The organism is Gammaproteobacteria bacterium (assembly GCA_015709695.1).
Classification (GTDB): domain Bacteria; phylum Pseudomonadota; class Gammaproteobacteria; order Steroidobacterales.
On sequence record CP054183.1, the window covers coordinates 1 to 17,884 of the forward strand.

15 protein-coding genes and 1 tRNA gene are annotated in these 17,884 nt (G+C 64.6%); all 16 read left to right on the top strand.

Annotation, left to right across the window (positions count from 1 at the left end):
• On the top strand, positions 1-66 hold a 66-nt coding region (locus HRU81_00005; GenBank protein ID QOJ33424.1), incomplete at its 5' end, for an elongation factor Tu.
• Positions 67-147: 81 nt separating this feature from the next.
• Positions 148-223, top strand: a tRNA-Trp gene (locus tag HRU81_00010).
• Positions 224-252: 29 nt separating this feature from the next.
• The gene (secE, locus tag HRU81_00015) at positions 253-630 is read left to right on the top strand and encodes a preprotein translocase subunit SecE (protein ID QOJ30621.1); all 378 of its coding nucleotides are present in this window, start codon (positions 253-255) and stop codon (positions 628-630) included.
• A gap of 3 nt (positions 631-633) precedes the next feature.
• A complete protein-coding gene (gene nusG, locus HRU81_00020) occupies positions 634-1,167 on the top strand; it encodes a transcription termination/antitermination protein NusG (GenBank protein ID QOJ30622.1) in 534 nt (177 codons plus the stop codon).
• Between the two features lie 53 nt (positions 1,168-1,220).
• The gene (rplK, locus tag HRU81_00025; protein ID QOJ30623.1) at positions 1,221-1,652 is read left to right on the top strand and encodes a 50S ribosomal protein L11; all 432 of its coding nucleotides are present in this window, start codon (positions 1,221-1,223) and stop codon (positions 1,650-1,652) included.
• 3 nt (positions 1,653-1,655) lie between these two features.
• The gene (gene rplA / locus HRU81_00030; GenBank protein ID QOJ30624.1) at positions 1,656-2,360 is read left to right on the top strand and encodes a 50S ribosomal protein L1; all 705 of its coding nucleotides are present in this window, start codon (positions 1,656-1,658) and stop codon (positions 2,358-2,360) included.
• Between the two features lie 279 nt (positions 2,361-2,639).
• Positions 2,640-3,170, top strand: coding sequence for a 50S ribosomal protein L10 (gene rplJ, locus HRU81_00035; GenBank protein ID QOJ30625.1), 531 nt, complete (start codon positions 2,640-2,642; stop codon positions 3,168-3,170).
• A gap of 49 nt (positions 3,171-3,219) precedes the next feature.
• A complete protein-coding gene (gene rplL / locus HRU81_00040) occupies positions 3,220-3,600 on the top strand; it encodes a 50S ribosomal protein L7/L12 (GenBank protein ID QOJ30626.1) in 381 nt (126 codons plus the stop codon).
• A 169-nt stretch (positions 3,601-3,769) separates the two neighbouring features.
• Positions 3,770-7,849, top strand: a complete 4,080-nt coding sequence (gene rpoB, locus HRU81_00045; GenBank protein QOJ30627.1) for a DNA-directed RNA polymerase subunit beta — start codon at positions 3,770-3,772, stop codon at positions 7,847-7,849.
• Between the two features lie 21 nt (positions 7,850-7,870).
• Positions 7,871-12,091: a DNA-directed RNA polymerase subunit beta' gene (gene rpoC / locus HRU81_00050; GenBank protein ID QOJ30628.1), complete on the top strand. Its 4,221-nt coding sequence runs from the start codon at positions 7,871-7,873 to the stop codon at positions 12,089-12,091.
• Positions 12,092-12,337: 246 nt separating this feature from the next.
• Positions 12,338-12,712: a 30S ribosomal protein S12 gene (gene rpsL, locus HRU81_00055; GenBank protein ID QOJ30629.1), complete on the top strand. Its 375-nt coding sequence runs from the start codon at positions 12,338-12,340 to the stop codon at positions 12,710-12,712.
• Between the two features lie 27 nt (positions 12,713-12,739).
• Positions 12,740-13,219 carry a 30S ribosomal protein S7 gene (gene rpsG / locus HRU81_00060; protein QOJ30630.1) on the top strand — a complete coding sequence of 160 codons (480 nt, stop codon included), beginning with the start codon at positions 12,740-12,742 and terminating at the stop codon, positions 13,217-13,219.
• Positions 13,220-13,268: 49 nt separating this feature from the next.
• Entirely contained in the window at positions 13,269-15,359 is a 2,091-nt protein-coding gene (gene fusA, locus HRU81_00065; GenBank protein QOJ30631.1) for an elongation factor G, read from the top strand.
• A gap of 63 nt (positions 15,360-15,422) precedes the next feature.
• Complete coding sequence (tuf, locus tag HRU81_00070; protein QOJ30632.1) at positions 15,423-16,613, top strand: elongation factor Tu; 1,191 nt, start codon at positions 15,423-15,425, stop codon at positions 16,611-16,613.
• A 10-nt stretch (positions 16,614-16,623) separates the two neighbouring features.
• The gene (rpsJ, locus tag HRU81_00075) at positions 16,624-16,938 is read left to right on the top strand and encodes a 30S ribosomal protein S10 (protein QOJ30633.1); all 315 of its coding nucleotides are present in this window, start codon (positions 16,624-16,626) and stop codon (positions 16,936-16,938) included.
• Positions 16,939-17,209: 271 nt separating this feature from the next.
• The gene (gene rplC / locus HRU81_00080) at positions 17,210-17,884 is read left to right on the top strand and encodes a 50S ribosomal protein L3 (GenBank protein QOJ30634.1); all 675 of its coding nucleotides are present in this window, start codon (positions 17,210-17,212) and stop codon (positions 17,882-17,884) included.

Consider the following 17,884-nt stretch of genomic DNA (forward strand, 5'->3'; position numbering starts at 1 on the left):
AGGTTTGCCATCCGCGAGGGCGGCCGCACCGTGGGCGCCGGCGTGGTGGCGAAGATCATCGAGTAAGGCTAGCGGTAAGCAGTTTCACGTTGGGTTGCGCTTCGCCTGTGCCGTGGTTGCGGCACGGATGAGGTGCAACAGCAGCACAGGCCAGTAGCTCAATTGGCAGAGCGTCGGTCTCCAAAACCGAAGGTTGGGGGTTCGAGACCCTCCTGGCCTGCCAGAGCATCGGACTAGACGGTTACAGGCGGGATGAACACCAAGGCAGAGGCGAGTCCGGGCATCCTGGACACGGTCAAGCTCGTTGCCGCCGTTGCGGTCTTCGTCGGCGGCATCGTTGGCTACTATCTTTTCGAGGATGTGTCCCTGCTGTTGCGCATCCTTGGACTGCTGGTGTGTCTGTTCGCGGGCCTGGGCATCGCGTTCATGACCGTGCAGGGACGCCAGGTCTGGGAGTTCATCCAGGGCTCGCAGGTCGAGCTTCGCAAGGTCGTCTGGCCGGACAGCAGGGAAACACTGAATACGACACTGATCGTGCTGGGGCTGACGGCGGTGGTGGCGATTTTCTTCCTCGCGGTGGACGCCATCCTGCTGAAGCTCACCCAGTTCGTCACCGGGCAGGGAGGCTGAGCCATGGCGCTGAGATGGTACGTGGTTCATGCCTACTCGAATTTCGAGAACAAGGTGAAGACCTCGCTCGAGGAGCGGATCAAGCTCAAGGGCCTGCAGGACAAGTTCGGCAAGATCATGGTGCCGACCGAAGAAGTCGTGGAGATGAAGGAAGGGCAGAAGCGCCGTAGCGAGCGCAAGTTCTTCCCCGGCTATGTCCTGGTGCAGATGGAACTCGACGAGGAGACCTGGCACCTGGTCAAGGAAGTGCCAAAGGTGCTTGGGTTCATCGGCGGCTCCAGTGACCGCCCGGCGCCCATCACGGATCAGGAGGCGGAGTTCATCCTGCAAAGGGTCGAGGAAGGCGCCGACAAGCCGCGGCCCAAGGTGCTGTTCGAGCCCGGTGAAGTGGTGCGGGTGGTCGACGGGCCGTTCAACGACTTCAGCGGCGTGGTCGAGAACGTCAACTACGAGAAGAACAAGTTGCGGGTTGCCGTGCAGATCCTGGGCCGGTCCACGCCGGTGGAGCTGGATTTCAGCCAGGTCGAGAAGAGCTGAGGGTTTAACGGCGCACCACCGCCCGGCGGTGGTGCGGCCTACGGGAAACTGAAATGGCCAAGAAAGTCGACAAATACATCAAGCTGCAGGTTTCGGCAGGCCAGGCGAATCCGGCGCCCCCGGTGGGTCCGGCGCTGGGGCAGGCTGGCGTCAACATCATGGAATTCTGCAAGGCGTTCAACGCCCAGACCCAGGGTCTGGAGGCCGGCACGCCGATTCCGGTGGTAATCACCGTCTACAACGACCGCAGTTTCACTTTCGTCACCAAGACACCACCGGCGTCGGTGCTGCTGCGCAAGGCCGCGCGCATCGACAAGGGCAGTGGCGTGCCGAACAAGAACAAGGTCGGCAAGGTGACCCGCCAGCAGGTCGAGGACATCGCCAGGACGAAGATGCCGGACCTGACGGCTGCGGACATGGACGCCGCGGTGCGCACCATTGCCGGTAGCGCCCGCAGCATGGGCGTGGACGTGGAAGGACTCTAGAGCATGGCTACCGAATCCAAGCGCATCAAGCGCCACCGCGAGAGCGTGACGCGAACCAACCTGCGGCCGCTGGACGATGCGATCGGCATGGTCAAGCAGATGGCCAGCGCCAAATTCCGCGAATCGGTTGATGTCGCCATCAACCTTGGCATCGACGCATCCAAGTCCGATCAGGCGGTACGCGGTTCGACCGTGTTGCCGAACGGCATCGGCAAGCAGGTGCGGGTCGCCGTCTTCGCGCAGGGTGACAATGCCGCCAAGGCCAAGGCAGCCGGCGCGGACACCGTGGGTTTCGATGACCTCGCCGAGCGTATGAAAGGTGGCGAAACCAACTACGACACCGTCATCGCCACCCCCGATGCCATGCGCATCGTTGGCCAGCTCGGCCGCGTGCTCGGGCCGCGCGGTCTGATGCCGAACCCGAAGGTCGGCACCGTGACCACGGACGTGGAGGCGGCGGTGAAGAACGCCAAGTCCGGCCAGGTACGCTATCGCACGGACAAGGCCGGGATCGTGCACTGCACGATCGGCAAGGCCGATTTCGAGGTTGGCGCATTGCGCGAGAACCTCATGGCGCTGCTCACGGACATCCGCAGGGCGCGCCCGGCTCAGGCGAAGGGCCAGTACATCAAGCGGCTCACGCTTTCATCCACGATGGGGCCCGGGGTCGGTGTCGACCAGGCATCCATCGAGGGCGAGGTGCAGTAGTAGCCAGGACGAATGCTGCCGGTGCCGCAGGATGCGGCACCGGTAACACAGGAGACGGCCGCGTGAGCGGCCGGCGTCGAAGACCGCCGGTGTCCCTGCCAGCCATGCAGGCCGGGACTTAATGGGCTGCACCCGCAGCCTGCCAGCGCAGACGGTGCATGCCGAGTCAGATCTTTCTGGTGCGGTCGCCCGTCGAGGTTCCATCCCGCCAGGGGTGGCGTGGCTGCCGGGCGCAGGAGTGCCGGGCAGCTGCGGATTGGATGACTGCCAGGAGGAGAAATGGGCTTAAAGCTGGACGACAAGAAGACGGTGGTGGCGGAAGTCAACGCTGTTGCCGCGTCGGCACAGTCGGCCGTGGCCGCGCATTATCGCGGACTTAGCGTCACGCAGATCACCAGCCTGCGCGCCAGGGCGCGCAAGCAGGGTGTCTACATGCGGGTCGTCAAGAACACGCTGGCCCGCAAGGCGGTGGAAGGCACGGACTTCGCGTGCCTGCATGACTCGCTCAAGGGGCCGACGGTCCTCGCGTTTTCCCGCGAGGAGCCCGGCGCCGCAGCGCGTGTCATCAAGGAGTTTGCCAAGGATAACGAGAAGCTGGTGCCGGTGGCTGTTGCCATTGGCGGCCAGGTCTATCCGGGTAGCGAGCTCGGCCGCGTTGCCAGCCTGCCGACGCTGAACGAGGCGCGGGCACAACTGCTGGGGCTGTTGCAGGCACCGATGTCGCAGTTCGTGCGCACCATCGCCGAGCCTCAGGCGAAGTTTGCCCGCCTGCTCGCGGCCTACCGCGACAGGCAGGGCGGCGAAGCCTGAAGCCGCATTCCCAACATGATTCGGTTATAGCTTTTCAGGAGAACACGAAATGTCAGTTTCACGTCAGGAAATCAAGGAAGCGCTGGGCAAGATGCCCGTCATGGAGCTGGTCGGCCTCATCAAGGAGCTCGAAGAGGAATGGGGCGTATCCGCCGCCGCTCCGGTTGCCGTGGCAGCCGTGGCTGCCGGTGGCGCTGCCGCTCCGGCCGCTGAGGAGAAGACCGAGTTCAACGTGATCATGACCGCGTTCGGCGAGAACAAGGTGGGCGTGATCAAGGCGATCCGCACCATCACCGGCCTGGGCCTCAAGGAGGCCAAGGACCTGGTGGAGGGCGTGCCCTCGACGGTCAAGGAAGGCGTTTCCAAGGATGACGCCGCCAAGATCAAGAAGGAACTCGAGGACGCCGGCGCCAAGGTAGAGGTCAAGTAGCCGCAAGGCTGTCGTGGACCTCTCGCCCAGCGCGAGGAGAGCAGGCGCAGGCGGCTTTCGCCTGTTCGCGCCGATGCAGGGGCCGGTGGCGTGTTGCTGCCGGCCCGCATCGACCTATTCCCGGGCGGTGACCCCGGCCCGGATGCAGCTTTCGTAGAGGTACAACTACATGGCGTACTCCTTCACCGAGAAGAAGCGGATCCGCAAGGATTTCGGCAAGCGGCCCAGCATCCTGGAGGTGCCCTACCTCCTGTCGATCCAGCTGGACTCCTACCGGCAATTCCTGCAGGAAGGCGCCGACCTGGACAACCGGCAGGACCTCGGGCTGCATGCCGCCTTCAAGAGCGTGTTCCCGATCATCAGCTACTCGGGGAATGCCGCGCTCGAGTACCTGAATTACCGGCTCGGTGAACCGGTCTTCGACGTCAAGGAATGTCAGCTCCGTGGACTGACCTACGCCGCCCCGCTGCGGGTGAAGGTCCGCCTGGTGATTTTCGATCGCGAGGTCACCGGCCCCAAGAAAGCCGTCAAGGAGGTCCGTGAGCAGGAGGTCTATCTCGGCGAGATGCCGCTGATGACCGATCACGGCACCTTCGTGATCAACGGCACGGAACGGGTCATCGTCTCGCAGCTGCACCGCTCGCCGGGTGTCTTCTACGACCACGACAAAGGCAAGACCCACTCCTCCGGCAAGCTGCTGTTCTCCGCCCGCGTGATCCCGTATCGGGGTTCCTGGCTGGATTTCGAGTTCGACCCGAAGGACTGCGTCTTCGCGCGCATCGACCGGCGGCGCAAGCTGCCGGTGAGCGTGATCCTGCGCGCCCTGGGCTACAGCAACCAGGAGATGCTCGATATCTTCTTCGACAAGGTGGACCTCTTCCTCTCGAAGAAGGAAATCAAGATGGGCCTGGTGGCCCAGCGTCTCAAGGGCGAGACTGCGGCCTTCGACATCAAGGTGGGCACGCGGGTCATTGTCGAGGAAGGCAAGCGCGTCACGGCGCGCCACGTCATGGAACTGGAGAAGGCCGGGGTCAAGAGCCTGGTCGTGCCGGTTGCCTACCTCCACGGCAAGATCCTCGCGCACGATGTGATCGACACATCGACCGGCGAGCTGCTGGCGAAGTCCAACGATGAATTGACCAGCGATCTGCTGCAGCGCCTTGTCGACAAGGGAATCGACCATGTGCGCGCCCTGTACGTGAATGATCTCGACCAGGGCCCGTACATTTCCAATACCCTGAAGATCGATGCCACCACCACGCGCCTGGAAGCACTGGTGGAGATCTACCGCATGATGCGCCCGGGCGAACCGCCGACGAAGGACGCGGCGGAGAACCTGTTCGCCAACCTCTTCTTCAACACCGAGCGCTACGACCTCTCGCCAGTCGGCCGCATGAAGTTCAACCGCCGTGTCGGCCGCAGCGAGATCACCGGCTCCGGCGTCCTGGACAAGGTGGACATCATCGATGTCCTCAAGGTGCTGATGGAGATCCGCAACGGCCGCGGCGAGGTGGACGACATCGACCACCTCGGCAACCGCCGGGTGCGTTGCGTCGGGGAGATGGCCGAGAATGCGTTCCGCGTTGGCCTGGTGCGCGTCGAGCGTGCCGTGAAGGAGCGGCTGACGCTGGCCGAGTCCGAAGGGCTGATGCCGCAGGAACTGATCAACGCCAAGCCGGTGGCGGCAGCCGTCAAGGAGTTCTTCGGATCCAGCCAGCTTTCCCAGTTCATGGACCAGAACAATCCGCTGTCGGAGGTCACCCACAAGCGCCGTGTCTCGGCCCTTGGCCCTGGCGGCCTGACCAGGGAGCGGGCAGGATTCGAGGTCCGCGACGTGCACCCCACGCACTACGGCCGCGTGTGCCCGATCGAGACCCCGGAAGGCCCGAACATCGGCCTGATCAACTCGCTGTCAGTCTACGCCCGCACCAACGAGTATGGCTTCCTGGAGACACCCTACCGCCGCATCAAGAACGGTCGGGTGAGCGACGAGATCGCGTACCTCTCGGCCATCGAGGAGGGCCAGTACGTCATCGCCCAGGCAAACGCTTCACTGAGCCCGAAGGGCGAGTTCGAGGATGAGCTGGTGTCTGTACGTCACCAGAACGAGTTCACCATCATGCCTCGCGAGCAGATCCAGTACATGGACATCTCGCCGAGGCAGATCGTTTCGGTGGCTGCCGCCCTGATCCCGTTCCTGGAGCACGACGATGCCAACCGCGCGCTCATGGGCTCGAACATGCAGCGCCAGGCGGTGCCTACCCTGAAGTCCGATGTGCCCCTGGTTGGAACCGGCATGGAACGGCCGGTGGCCATCGATTCCGGCGTCACCGTGGTGGCCAAGCGCGGAGGCACCGTCGATTCAGTCGATGCCTCACGCATCGTGGTCCGCGTCAACGATGAGGAAACCCGCGCCGGCGAGCCGGGCGTGGACATCTACAACCTGACCAAGTACACGCGCTCCAACCAGAACACCTGCATCAACCAGCGGCCGCTGGTGCAGGCGGGCAACGTCATCTCCCGCGGCGACGTGCTCGCCGACGGTGCCTCCACCAGCCTCGGCGAGCTGGCCCTGGGCCAGAACCTGCTGGTCGCCTTCATGCCGTGGAACGGCTACAACTTCGAGGATTCCATCCTCCTCTCCGAGCGACTGGTGGAGGAAGACCGCTTCACCACCATCCACATCGAAGAGCTGTCCTGCGTCGCCCGTGATACCAAGCTCGGGCCCGAGGAGATCACCGCCGACATCCCCAATGTGGGCGAAGTGGCACTGGCCAAGCTCGACGAGGCGGGCATCGCCTTCATCGGCGCCGAGGTCCGCGCAGGCGACATCCTCGTGGGCAAGGTCACGCCGAAGGGCGAGACGCAGCTCACCCCGGAGGAGAAGCTGCTGCGCGCCATCTTCGGCGAGAAGGCCTCCGACGTGAAGGATACGTCCTTGCGGGTGCCGCCCGGCATGGACGGCACCGTGATCGACGTGCGGGTCTTCACTCGCGATGGTGTCGACAAGGACAGCCGTGCGCTCGCCATCGAGTCGGCCGAGCTGGAGTCGGTCCGCAAGGATCTCGACGACCAGCAGCGCATTCTCGAGAACGACATCTTCCAGCGCGTGGAGCGCCTGCTGGTCGGCAAACAGGCCGAAGGCGGTCCCAACAAGCTGGAATCGGGCAGCCGGGTCACCCGTGCCTACCTGGATGGCGTGCCGCGCGAGAAGTGGTTCGATATCCGCCTGCACAACGATGAGGCCAACGCCCAGCTCGAGCAGGCCGCCATTCGCCTGCGGGAGCAGCGCGACCAGTTCGACCGTCGCTTCGAGGAAAAGAAGCGCAAGATCACGGCTGGCGACGACCTGCCGCCCGGCGTGCTGAAGATGGTCAAGGTCTACCTGGCCGTGAAGCGCCGCATCCAGCCCGGTGACAAGATGGCCGGTCGCCACGGCAACAAGGGCGTCATCTCCACCATCGTCCCGGTGGAGGACATGCCGTACCTGCCCGACGGCACCCCGGTGGACATCGTGCTCAACCCGCTAGGCGTGCCTTCGCGCATGAACGTCGGACAGGTCCTGGAGACCCACCTCGGCTGGGCCGCCAAGGGGCTTGGCCGGCGAATCGGCGAGTTGCTGGAGGCGCATGCGCAGGTCGAGAAGGTCCGCGAGTTCCTCGACCAGATCTACAACCGCACCGGCGGCCAGAAGGAAGACATCCGCTCGCTCACGGATGACGAGGTCACCGAGCTGGCGCGCAACCTGAGTGCCGGCGTACCCATCGCCACGCCGGTGTTCGATGGCGCGACCGAGGGCGAGATCAAGCAACTGCTGGAGCTTGCACAGCTGCCGGTCAATGGTCAGACGACGCTGGTCGATGGCCGGACCGGTGAACCCTTCGACCGGCAGACCACGGTGGGCTACATGTACATGATGAAGCTCAACCACCTGGTCGACGACAAGATGCATGCGCGCTCCACTGGCCCCTACAGCCTGGTTACCCAGCAGCCTCTGGGCGGCAAGGCGCAGTTCGGCGGACAGCGGTTCGGCGAAATGGAGGTCTGGGCGCTGGAGGCATACGGTGCCTCCTATACGCTGCAGGAGATGCTCACCGTCAAGTCGGACGACGTCCAGGGCCGCACCAAGATGTACAAGAACATCGTGGATGGCACCCACGAGATGGACGCCGGCATGCCGGAGTCCTTCAACGTGCTGGTGAAGGAAGTGCGTTCCCTCGGCATCAACGTCGAACTCGAGCAGAACTAGACAACCAGGCGCAGGTGGCTCATGAAAGACTTACTGAAGCTATTCAAGCAGCAGAGCACGGTCGAGGACTTCGATGCCATTCGCATCGCGCTGGCCTCGCCGGACATGATCCGGTCCTGGTCGTTTGGCGAGGTGAAGAAGCCAGAGACCATCAACTACCGCACCTTCAAGCCGGAGCGGGATGGGCTGTTCTGCGCCAAGATCTTCGGTCCCATCAAGGACTACGAGTGCCTGTGCGGCAAGTACAAGCGCCTGAAGCATCGTGGCGTGGTCTGCGAGAAATGCGGTGTCGAAGTTACCCAGACCAAGGTGCGCCGCGAGCGCATGGGCCACATCGAGCTGGCCAGCCCCGTAGCCCACATCTGGTTCCTGAAGTCGCTGCCATCGCGCATCGGCCTGATGCTCGACATGACCCTGCGCGAGATCGAGCGCATCCTGTATTTCGAGGCATTCGTCGTCGTCGATCCGGGCATGACCCCGCTGGAGCGCGGGCAGCTCATGACGGACGAGCAGTACCTGGAGGCCATCGAGTCCTACGGTGACGAATTCGATGCGCGCATGGGCGCCGAGGCCATCCACGAGATGCTGCGCACCCTCGACCTGCAGAAGGAAGTGGTGCTGGTCCGAGAGGGTATCGATGGCACGTCCTCCGAGGCCAAGATCAAGCGCCTGTCGAAGCGCCTGAAGCTCATCGAGGCTTTCATCGAGTCGGGCAACCGCCCGGAGTGGATGGTCATGACCGTCCTGCCGGTACTGCCACCCGACCTGCGGCCACTGGTGCCGCTGGATGGCGGCCGCTTCGCCACCTCGGACCTCAATGACCTCTACCGCCGGGTCATCAACCGCAACAACCGCCTGCGGCGCCTGCTGGAGCTCAATGCGCCGGACATCATCGTGCGCAACGAGAAGCGCATGCTGCAGGAGGCCGTCGACGCCCTGCTGGACAACGGCCGCCGCGGTCGCGCAATCACCGGCACCAACCGCCGGCCGCTGAAGTCGCTGGCCGACATGATCAAGGGCAAGCAGGGGCGCTTCCGCCAGAACCTGCTTGGCAAGCGCGTGGATTACTCCGGGCGCTCGGTCATCGTCGTTGGCCCGACGCTGAAGCTGCACCAGTGCGGCCTGCCGAAGAAGATGGCCCTGGAGCTCTTCAAGCCGTTCATCTTCTCCAAGCTGCAGCTGCGGGGCGAGGCCACCACCATCAAGGCTGCCAAGCGGCTGGTGGAGCGTGAGGGTCCGGAAGTCTGGGACATTCTCGAGGACGTGATCCGCGAACATCCCGTCATGCTCAACCGCGCCCCGACCCTGCACCGGCTGGGAATCCAGGCCTTCGAGCCGGTACTGATCGAGGGCAAGGCGATCCAGCTGCACCCGCTGGTGTGCACGGCGTTCAACGCGGACTTCGATGGCGACCAGATGGCGGTGCACGTGCCGCTGTCACTGGAGGCCCAGCTCGAGGCCCGGGCGCTGATGATGTCCACCAACAACATCCTCTCGCCGGCCAATGGCGACCCGATCATCGTGCCGTCACAGGACGTCGTGCTCGGCCTGTATTACATGACCCGGGAGCGCATCAACGCCCGCGGCGAGGGCATGATCTTCTCCGACGTGCGCGAAGTGCACCGTGCCTACGAGAACAGGCTGGTGGACCTGCACGCCCGCATCCGGGTGCGCATCGCCGACAGCGAGATGGGCGAGGACGGCAACATCACCTACCGTACGCGCCTGCTGGCGACGACGGTTGGCCGCGCCCTGCTCTCCGACATCCTGCCGGAGGGCCTGCCCTTCGAGCTGATCAACCGCAACATGGACAAGAAGTCCATCTCGGCCTGCATCAACCACTGCTACCGGCAGGTGGGCCTGAAGAAGACCGTGGTGTTCGCCGACCAGCTCATGTACACGGGTTTCAACTACGCCACCCGGGCCGGTATCTCCATTGGCGTCAACGACATGTATGTGCCCGAGGAGAAGGGCGCGATCCTGCAGGCCGCGGACAAGGAGGTCAAGGAGATCCAGGACCAGTTTGCCAACGGCCTGGTGACCAACGGCGAGCGCTACAACCGTGTTGTCGACATCTGGTCTCGCACCAATGACCTGGTGGCGAAGGCGATGATGGAGAAGCTGGGCAAGGAAGAGGTGGCCAATGCCGCCGGCCAGAAGGTCCAGCAGCCGTCCTTCAATTCCATCTTCATGATGGCCGATTCCGGGGCGCGTGGTTCTGCCGCACAGATCCGCCAGCTGGCCGGAATGCGCGGGCTGATGGCCAAGCCGGACGGCTCCATCATCGAAACCCCCATCACCGCCAACTTCCGCGAAGGCCTGGACGTTCTGCAGTACTTCATTTCGACCCATGGCGCGCGCAAGGGCCTCGCCGACACGGCGCTGAAGACCGCCAACTCCGGCTACCTCACCCGCCGCCTGGTTGACGTAGCCCAGGACCTCGTGGTCACCGAGTCCGATTGCGGCACCCAGGGTGGCCTGCTCATGACGCCGCTCGTCGAGGGCGGTGACGTGGTCGAGCCGCTGCGGGAGCGCGTGCTCGGCCGGGTGCTGGCCGACGACGTGCGCAATCCCGCCGATGGCACGCTCATCCTCGAGGCCGGGGTGCTCCTCGACGAGCGCAAGGTTCGTCACCTGGAGGACTTCAGCATCGACCAGGTGCGGGTGCGCTCGCCCATCACCTGCGAGACGCGCTACGGTGTCTGTGCCCAGTGCTACGGCCGCGACCTGGCGCGCGGGCACCGCGTGAACATCGGCGAGGCCGTCGGCGTCATTGCCGCCCAGTCCATCGGCGAGCCGGGTACCCAGCTCACCATGCGCACGTTCCACATCGGTGGCGCGGCCTCGCGGGCAGCGGCGGCAAGCAGCGTCGAGGTCAAGCGCGACGGCGTGATCCGCCTGCACAACATCAAGACCGTCAGCCACGAGAAAGGCTATCTGGTGGCGGTCAGCCGCTCCGGCGAGATCGGCATCATGGATGCACAGGGCCGCGAGCGCGAGCGCTACAAGATGCCGTACGGCGCAACGATCTCGGTCAATGACGGCGACGGCGTCAAGGCCGGCCAGATCGTGGCGACCTGGGATCCGCATACCCACCCGGTGGTGGCCGAGGTTGCCGGTTTCCTCAAGTTCGAGGACTTCGTCGATGGCGTGAGCGTCACGGAGCAGGTCGATGACGTGACGGGCCTCTCCAGCATCGTCATCATGGACCCGAAGCAGCGCGGCTTCAGCGGCAAGGAGCTGCGCCCGCGGGCGCGTCTCGTGGACGGCAAGGGCAAGGAAATCTGCTTCGCCAATACCGACATTCCTGCGGTCTATGCGCTGCCTGCCGGTGCCATCGTCAACATGACGGACGGTGCGAAGATCACCATAGGCGACGTCATCGCCCGTATCCCGCAGGAGAGTTCGAAGACCCGCGACATCACCGGCGGCCTGCCGCGGGTGGCGGACCTCTTCGAGGCGCGGCGGCCAAAGGAGCCGGCGATCCTGGCCGAGCACAGCGGCACGGTCAGCTTCGGCAAGGAGACCAAGGGCAAGCGTCGCCTGGTCATCACCGACGAGCAGGGCAACAAGCACGAGGAACTGATCCCGAAGTGGCGTCACCTCTCCGTGTTCGAGGGCGAGCAGATCGAGCGCGGCGAGGTCATCGCCGATGGCGAGCCCAATCCCCACGACATCCTGCGCCTGCAGGGCGTCGACAGGCTGGCCGAGTTCCTGGTGCGCGAGATCCAGGACGTCTACCGCCTGCAGGGCGTGAAGATCAACGACAAGCACATCGAGGTCATCATCCGGCAGATGCTGCGCAAGGTGGAGGTCGCCAATCCGGGAGCCACCACGTTGCTGCGTGGCGAGCAGGTCGAGCGGTCGCGGGTCATCGACCTGAATGAGACCGTGATCCGCCAGTCCAAGGAGCCCGCTGCATGGGATCCGCTGCTGCTTGGCATCACCAAGGCATCGCTGGCGACGGAGTCGTTCATCTCGGCGGCCTCCTTCCAGGAAACTACCCGGGTGCTGACCGAAGCCGCGGTTCGGGGCATGCAGGACGACCTGCGCGGCCTGAAGGAAAACGTCATCGTCGGCAGGCTGATCCCGGCCGGTACCGGCTACCGGTACCACGCGGACAAGCGTCGTACCCGGGAGCAGGAACTCGCCGAGGAATTGCAGAACCTGGAGCAGGTATCCGCCGCCGCGGAAACGACCGAGACGGGTGCCGGCGAGGCTGAAGAGGCCGCCGCCGAGTAGCCCGTGTGGGGTGCTGGCTACAGACGGGGCCGGAGGGCCGGCCCCGTCTCGCTTGACAGCGATTTGGCCGCACCAATAAAATTCACGGCCCTCGCCAGAGCGCGCAAAGCGCCGCGAGCCCAATCGAGCGCGGGCCTGCTTGCCCGCAGACACGGTCAGCCCGGATGCTGGATGTCATCGAGTCGATGAGCCGCATGCGGGCTGATGCCTATCTGCCTTTTTTGTTGTAGCCCCGAGAGTTGCCGCATGGCCACCATCAATCAGCTTGTCCGCCGGTCTCGCCGCCCGAACGCATACAAGACCAACGTACCGGCGCTCCAGGGCAGCCCGCAGAAGCGCGGAGTCTGCACCCGCGTGTACACCACCACCCCCAAGAAGCCGAACTCCGCCCTGCGCAAGGTGGCGCGTGTGCGCCTGACCAACGGCTACGAGGTCAGCAGCTACATCGGCGGCGAAGGCCACAACCTCCAGGAACACTCGGTGGTGCTGATCCGCGGCGGCCGCGTCAAGGACCTGCCGGGCGTGCGCTACCACACGGTGCGCGGCACCCTCGACTGCGCCGGCGTGTCCGACCGCAAGAAGAGCCGTTCCAAATACGGCGCCAAGCGTCCCAAGCAGTAACCCGATCACCAGTACGGCGAGCAGATCATGTCCAGACGAGCCCAGGCCCCGCGGCGCGAGATCCTTCCAGACCCGAAGCACGACAGCGAGATGCTGGCCAAGTTCATCAACATGGTCATGCGCAAGGGCAAGAAATCGGCAGCCGAGGGCATCGTCTACGGAGCGATCGAGCGCATTTCCGAGCGCACCGGCCAGCCCGAGACGGCGGCGCTGGAAACCCTCCAGAAGGCACTCGACAACGTCAAGCCCATGGTCGAGGTGAAGTCGCGCCGGGTCGGTGGCGCCACCTACCAGGTGCCTGTCGAGGTGCGCCCGCAGCGACGCCAGACCCTGGCAATGCGCTGGGTCATCGATGCCGCCAAGGGGCGAGGCGAGAAGTCCATGGCGCACCGGCTGGCCAACGAGCTGCTCGACGCCGCGGAGAACCGCGGTACGGCGGTGAAGAAGCGCGAGGACACGCATCGCATGGCGGACGCCAACAAGGCCTTCGCCCACTACCGCTGGTAGGACGGCCGGGTTCCGTTGCCTTCCCAGCCGGATCCCAGGTCTTGCAGCCGTGTCACGCAGCACCCCCATCGAGCGCTACCGGAACATCGGCATTTCCGCGCATATCGATGCCGGCAAGACTACGACTACTGAGCGGATCCTCTTCTACACCGGGGTTTCGCACAAGATCGGCGAAGTCCACGATGGCGCCGCCATCATGGACTGGATGGAGCAGGAGCAGGAGCGTGGCATCACCATCACCTCCGCGGCCACGACCTGCTTCTGGAAGGGGATGGACCAGCAGTTCCCCGAGCACCGCATCAATATCATCGATACCCCGGGGCACGTCGACTTCACCATCGAGGTGGAGCGTTCCCTGCGGGTGCTCGATGGCGGCGTGACCGTGTTCTGTGCCGTCGGCGGCGTGGAGCCGCAGTCCGAGACGGTCTGGCGCCAGGCCAACAAGTACGGCGTTCCGCGCATCTGCTTCGTCAACAAGATGGACCGGACCGGCGCTGATTTTTTTCGTGTGGTGAGGCAGATCGGCGAGCGGCTCGGCGCCACCGCGATCCCCATCCAGGTGCCGGTCGGCGCCGAGGAGGGTTTCAAGGGCATCGTCGACCTGGTGCGCATGAAGGCCGTCTACTGGGACGAGGAAACCCAGGGCGTGCGCTTCCAGCTCAAGGACATTCCGGCGGAAATCGAGGCCGTCGCCGGCGAGTATCGCGAGAAGATGCTGGAAGCCGCTGCGGAGGGTGACGAGGCTCTGCTCAACAAGTACCTCGAGAAGGGCGAGCTCGATGAAGCCGAGATCAGGAATGGCCTGCGGTCCCGGGTCCTGAAGGGCCAGATCGTCCTGGTCACCTGCGGATCGGCATTCAAGAACAAGGGTGTCCAGGCAATGCTGGATGCCGTAGTCGAGTTCCTGCCGTCACCCGTGGACAAGCCTCCAGTCAGGGGCATCCTGGAGAATGGCGAACCCGGCGAGCGCCACGCCGACGACAGCGAGCCGTTCTCGGCCCTGGCATTCAAGATCGCCACCGATCCTTTTGTCGGCAACCTGACTTTCGTGCGCGTCTACTCGGGAGTGCTGCAATCGGGTGACAGTGTCTACAACCCGGTCAAGGACAAGCGCGAGCGAATCGGGCGCCTCCTGCAGATGCACGCCAACGAGCGCGCAGAAATAAAGGAAGTGCGCGCCGGTGACATTGCCGCGGCGGTCGGTCTCAAGGACGTGACCACCGGCGACACGCTGACCAGCGAGAAGGCGGTCATTACGCTGGAGAAGATGGAGTTCCCCGAGCCGGTGATTTCGGTGGCCCTGGAGCCGAAGACCAAGGCGGACCAGGAGAAAATGGGCCTTGCGTTGCAGAAGCTTGCCAAGGAGGACCCTTCCTTTCGCGTGCATACGGACGAGGAGTCCGCGCAGACCATCATCGCCGGGATGGGCGAGCTGCACCTCGAGATCATCGTCGACCGGATGAAGCGGGAGTTCAAGGTCGAGGCCAACGTCGGGCGGCCGCAGGTGGCTTATCGGGAAACCATCCGCGCCAGTGTCGAGCAGGAGGGTCGTTTCGTGCGCCAGTCCGGCGGCCGAGGCCAGTTCGGCCACGTGTTCCTGCGCCTGGAGCCCCTGCCGCCTGGCACCGGCTACGAGTTCGAGAACGCCATCGTCGGCGGTGTCGTGCCCAAGGAATTCATCCCTGCCGTCGACAAGGGCGTCAGGGAGCAGATGGAGAACGGCATCCTGGCCGGCTATCCCGTTGTCGACGTCAAGGTCACGATGTTCGATGGCTCGTACCATGACGTCGACTCCAGCGAAATGGCGTTCAAGATTGCCGGTTCCATGGCCTTCAGGGAGGGCTTTGCCAAAGCCCGACCGGTGCTCCTCGAGCCGATCATGAATGTCGAGGTCGTGACGCCCGAGCAGTTCATGGGCGATGTGAACGGGGACCTGAGCCGCCGGCGCGGCGTGCTGCGCGGCATGGACGAGTCACCCGCGGGCCGCATCATTCGCGCGGAAGTGCCGCTGGCCGAGATGTTCGGCTACGCCACGAGCCTGCGGTCGATGAGCCAGGGGCGGGCCACGTATTCGATGGAGTTCGCCAAGTACATGCAGGTGCCGCCGAATGTGGCGGAGGCTGTGATCAAGCGTGAGTGATTATTCGGTTCCCGAGCCCGCGAACACGGGCCGGGATGTTCGGAACGCCTGGAGATAGGGACGATGTCAAAAGCCAAATTTGAACGCAAGAAGCCGCACGTGAACGTTGGGACGATTGGTCACGTTGACCACGGCAAGACGACGCTGACGTCTGCGCTGACGAAGGTGATGGGTGAGAAGTTCGGCGGCGAGTACCGGGCGTACGACCAGATTGACGCGGCGCCGGAGGAGAAGGCGCGCGGCATCACGATTGCGACGGCGCACGTGGAGTACGAGAGCCCGAAGCGGCACTACGCGCACGTGGACTGCCCCGGGCACGCGGACTACATCAAGAACATGATCACGGGCGCGGCGCAGATGGACGGCGCGATTCTGGTGGTATCGGCGGCCGACGGCCCGATGCCGCAGACGCGCGAGCACATTTTGCTGGCGCGCCAGGTGGGTGTTCCCTACATCGTGGCCTACCTGAACAAGGCGGACATGGTGGATGACAAGGAGCTGCTGGAGCTGGTGGAGATGGAGGTACGCGACCTGCTGTCGACCTACGAGTTTCCGGGAGACAAGACGCCGATCATCATTGGTTCGGCACTCAAGGCGCTGGAAGGCGACAAGAGCGACATCGGGGTGCCGTCGATCGAGAAGCTGGTGGCGGCGCTCGACGAGTACATTCCCGAGCCGGTGCGTGCCATTGACGGGCCGTTTCTGATGCCGATCGAGGACGTGTTCTCGATTTCCGGCCGTGGCACGGTGGTCACGGGGCGTGCCGAGCGGGGCAAGGTCAAGGTGGGTGACGAGATCGAGATCGTCGGCATCAAGGCGACGACGAAGACGATCTGCACGGGTGTGGAGATGTTCAGGAAGCTGCTTGACGAGGGTCAGGCGGGTGACAACGTCGGCATCCTGCTGCGCGGCACGAAGCGTGAGGAAGTGGAGCGTGGCCAGGTGCTGGCGAAGCCCGGTTCGATCACGCCGCACACGCACTTCGAGGCGGAGGTGTACATCCTGACGAAGGAAGAGGGTGGTCGGCACACGCCGTTCTTCAAGGGCTACCGCCCGCAGTTTTATTTCCGCACGACGGACGTGACCGGTGCGGTGGAGTTGCCTGAGGGCACCGAGATGGTGATGCCCGGGGACAACATCAAGATGAAGGTCAAGCTGATCAGCCCGATCGCGATGGAGAACGGGCTGCGGTTTGCCATCCGCGAGGGCGGCCGCACCGTGGGCGCCGGCGTGGTGGCGAAGATCATCGAGTAAGGTGACCAACATGGCCAAGAACCAGAATATCCGTATCCGCCTCAAGGCCTTCGACCACCGGCTGATCGACAACTCGGCCCGGGAGATCGTCGAGACGGCCAAGCGCACCGGGGCCCAGGTGCGCGGACCGGTGCCGCTGCCGACCAAGATGGAGCGCTTTACCATCCTGATCTCGCCCCATGCGGACAAGGACGCCCGGGACCAGTACGAGCTGCGGACCCACAAGCGCCTGATGGACATCCTCGAACCCACGGACAAGACCGTGGATGCCCTGATGAAGCTGGAACTGCCGGCCGGGGTGGATGTTCAGATCAAATTGAACTGATGCCCGAAGCTGCACTATAATTGCCGGCTCGCCGCCGCCCGGGGCAGTTCCATCAAGGATGGCCTGCGTCGGGCGTCGTGCCGACAGGGGCTAGCCCGCAGGCCCGGGGTCCGCCCAGGAAGCCGAGGGGGAAGGACCTCACAAGTCAGGCTGCCCACCGAGGGTGGCCCGGGAAAAGCCTCTCGGTGGCCCAGGCCGTCGAAGCGTTGGAATCCATTGCGCCCGCCCCTGCGTAGGGGTCGGGCCGAAAGACAGTCAAGAGATAGTCGACATGACCATCGGTCTTGTAGGTCGCAAGTGCGGGATGACCCGCGTGTTCACCGAGGATGGCGCGGCTGTGCCCGTGACCGTCATCGAGGTGTTGCCCAACCGGGTCACGCGGGTGCTGACGGCGGAGAGCAACGGCTATTCGGCGGTCCAGGTGACCACCGGGCAGCGCAGCCCCACCCGGCTGGGCAAGCCCGTGGCCGGCAGTTTTGCCAAGGCCGGGGTCGAGCCGGGCGAGGGCCTCTGGGAATTCCGGGCCACTGCGGCCGAGCTGGCCAACCTCCAGCCAGGGGCTGAACTCAAGGCGGACCGATTCCAGCCGGGCCAGTACGTGGATGTCGCGGGCACCACGATCGGCAAGGGCTACGCCGGCACCATCAAGCGCCATCACTTCAGGGCGCAGGACGCCAGCCACGGCAACTCGGTGTCCCACCGTGCACCGGGCTCCATTGGCCAGCGCCAGTTCCCCGGCCGTGTCTTCCCCGGCAAGCGCATGTCAGGTCATCTGGGTGCCGCCCATCGTACCGTCCAGAGCCTGGAAGTCGTGCGCGTCGATGCTGACCGCGGCCTCGTGCTGGTCCGCGGCTCGGTGCCCGGCCACCGCGACGGGCGCCTGGTGGTGACTCCCACCGTCAAGAACCGCAAGGCGGCCAGTGCCAATGCACAGGCCAAGGCTTAG

Bases quoted from the DNA above. Each gene is read 5' to 3' on its own strand.
- secE (QOJ30621.1), top strand. From the start codon at position 253: ATGAACACCAAGGCAGAGGCGAGTCCGGGCATCCTGGACACGGTCAAG.
- nusG (QOJ30622.1), top strand. From the start codon at position 634: ATGGCGCTGAGATGGTACGTGGTTCATGCCTACTCGAATTTCGAGAAC.
- rplK (QOJ30623.1), top strand. From the start codon at position 1,221: ATGGCCAAGAAAGTCGACAAATACATCAAGCTGCAGGTTTCGGCAGGC.
- rplA (QOJ30624.1), top strand. From the start codon at position 1,656: ATGGCTACCGAATCCAAGCGCATCAAGCGCCACCGCGAGAGCGTGACG.
- rplJ (QOJ30625.1), top strand. From the start codon at position 2,640: ATGGGCTTAAAGCTGGACGACAAGAAGACGGTGGTGGCGGAAGTCAAC.
- rplL (QOJ30626.1), top strand. From the start codon at position 3,220: ATGTCAGTTTCACGTCAGGAAATCAAGGAAGCGCTGGGCAAGATGCCC.
- rpoB (QOJ30627.1), top strand. From the start codon at position 3,770: ATGGCGTACTCCTTCACCGAGAAGAAGCGGATCCGCAAGGATTTCGGC.
- rpoC (QOJ30628.1), top strand. From the start codon at position 7,871: ATGAAAGACTTACTGAAGCTATTCAAGCAGCAGAGCACGGTCGAGGAC.
- rpsL (QOJ30629.1), top strand. From the start codon at position 12,338: ATGGCCACCATCAATCAGCTTGTCCGCCGGTCTCGCCGCCCGAACGCA.
- rpsG (QOJ30630.1), top strand. From the start codon at position 12,740: ATGTCCAGACGAGCCCAGGCCCCGCGGCGCGAGATCCTTCCAGACCCG.
- tuf (QOJ30632.1), top strand. From the start codon at position 15,423: ATGTCAAAAGCCAAATTTGAACGCAAGAAGCCGCACGTGAACGTTGGG.
- rpsJ (QOJ30633.1), top strand. From the start codon at position 16,624: ATGGCCAAGAACCAGAATATCCGTATCCGCCTCAAGGCCTTCGACCAC.
- rplC (QOJ30634.1), top strand. From the start codon at position 17,210: ATGACCATCGGTCTTGTAGGTCGCAAGTGCGGGATGACCCGCGTGTTC.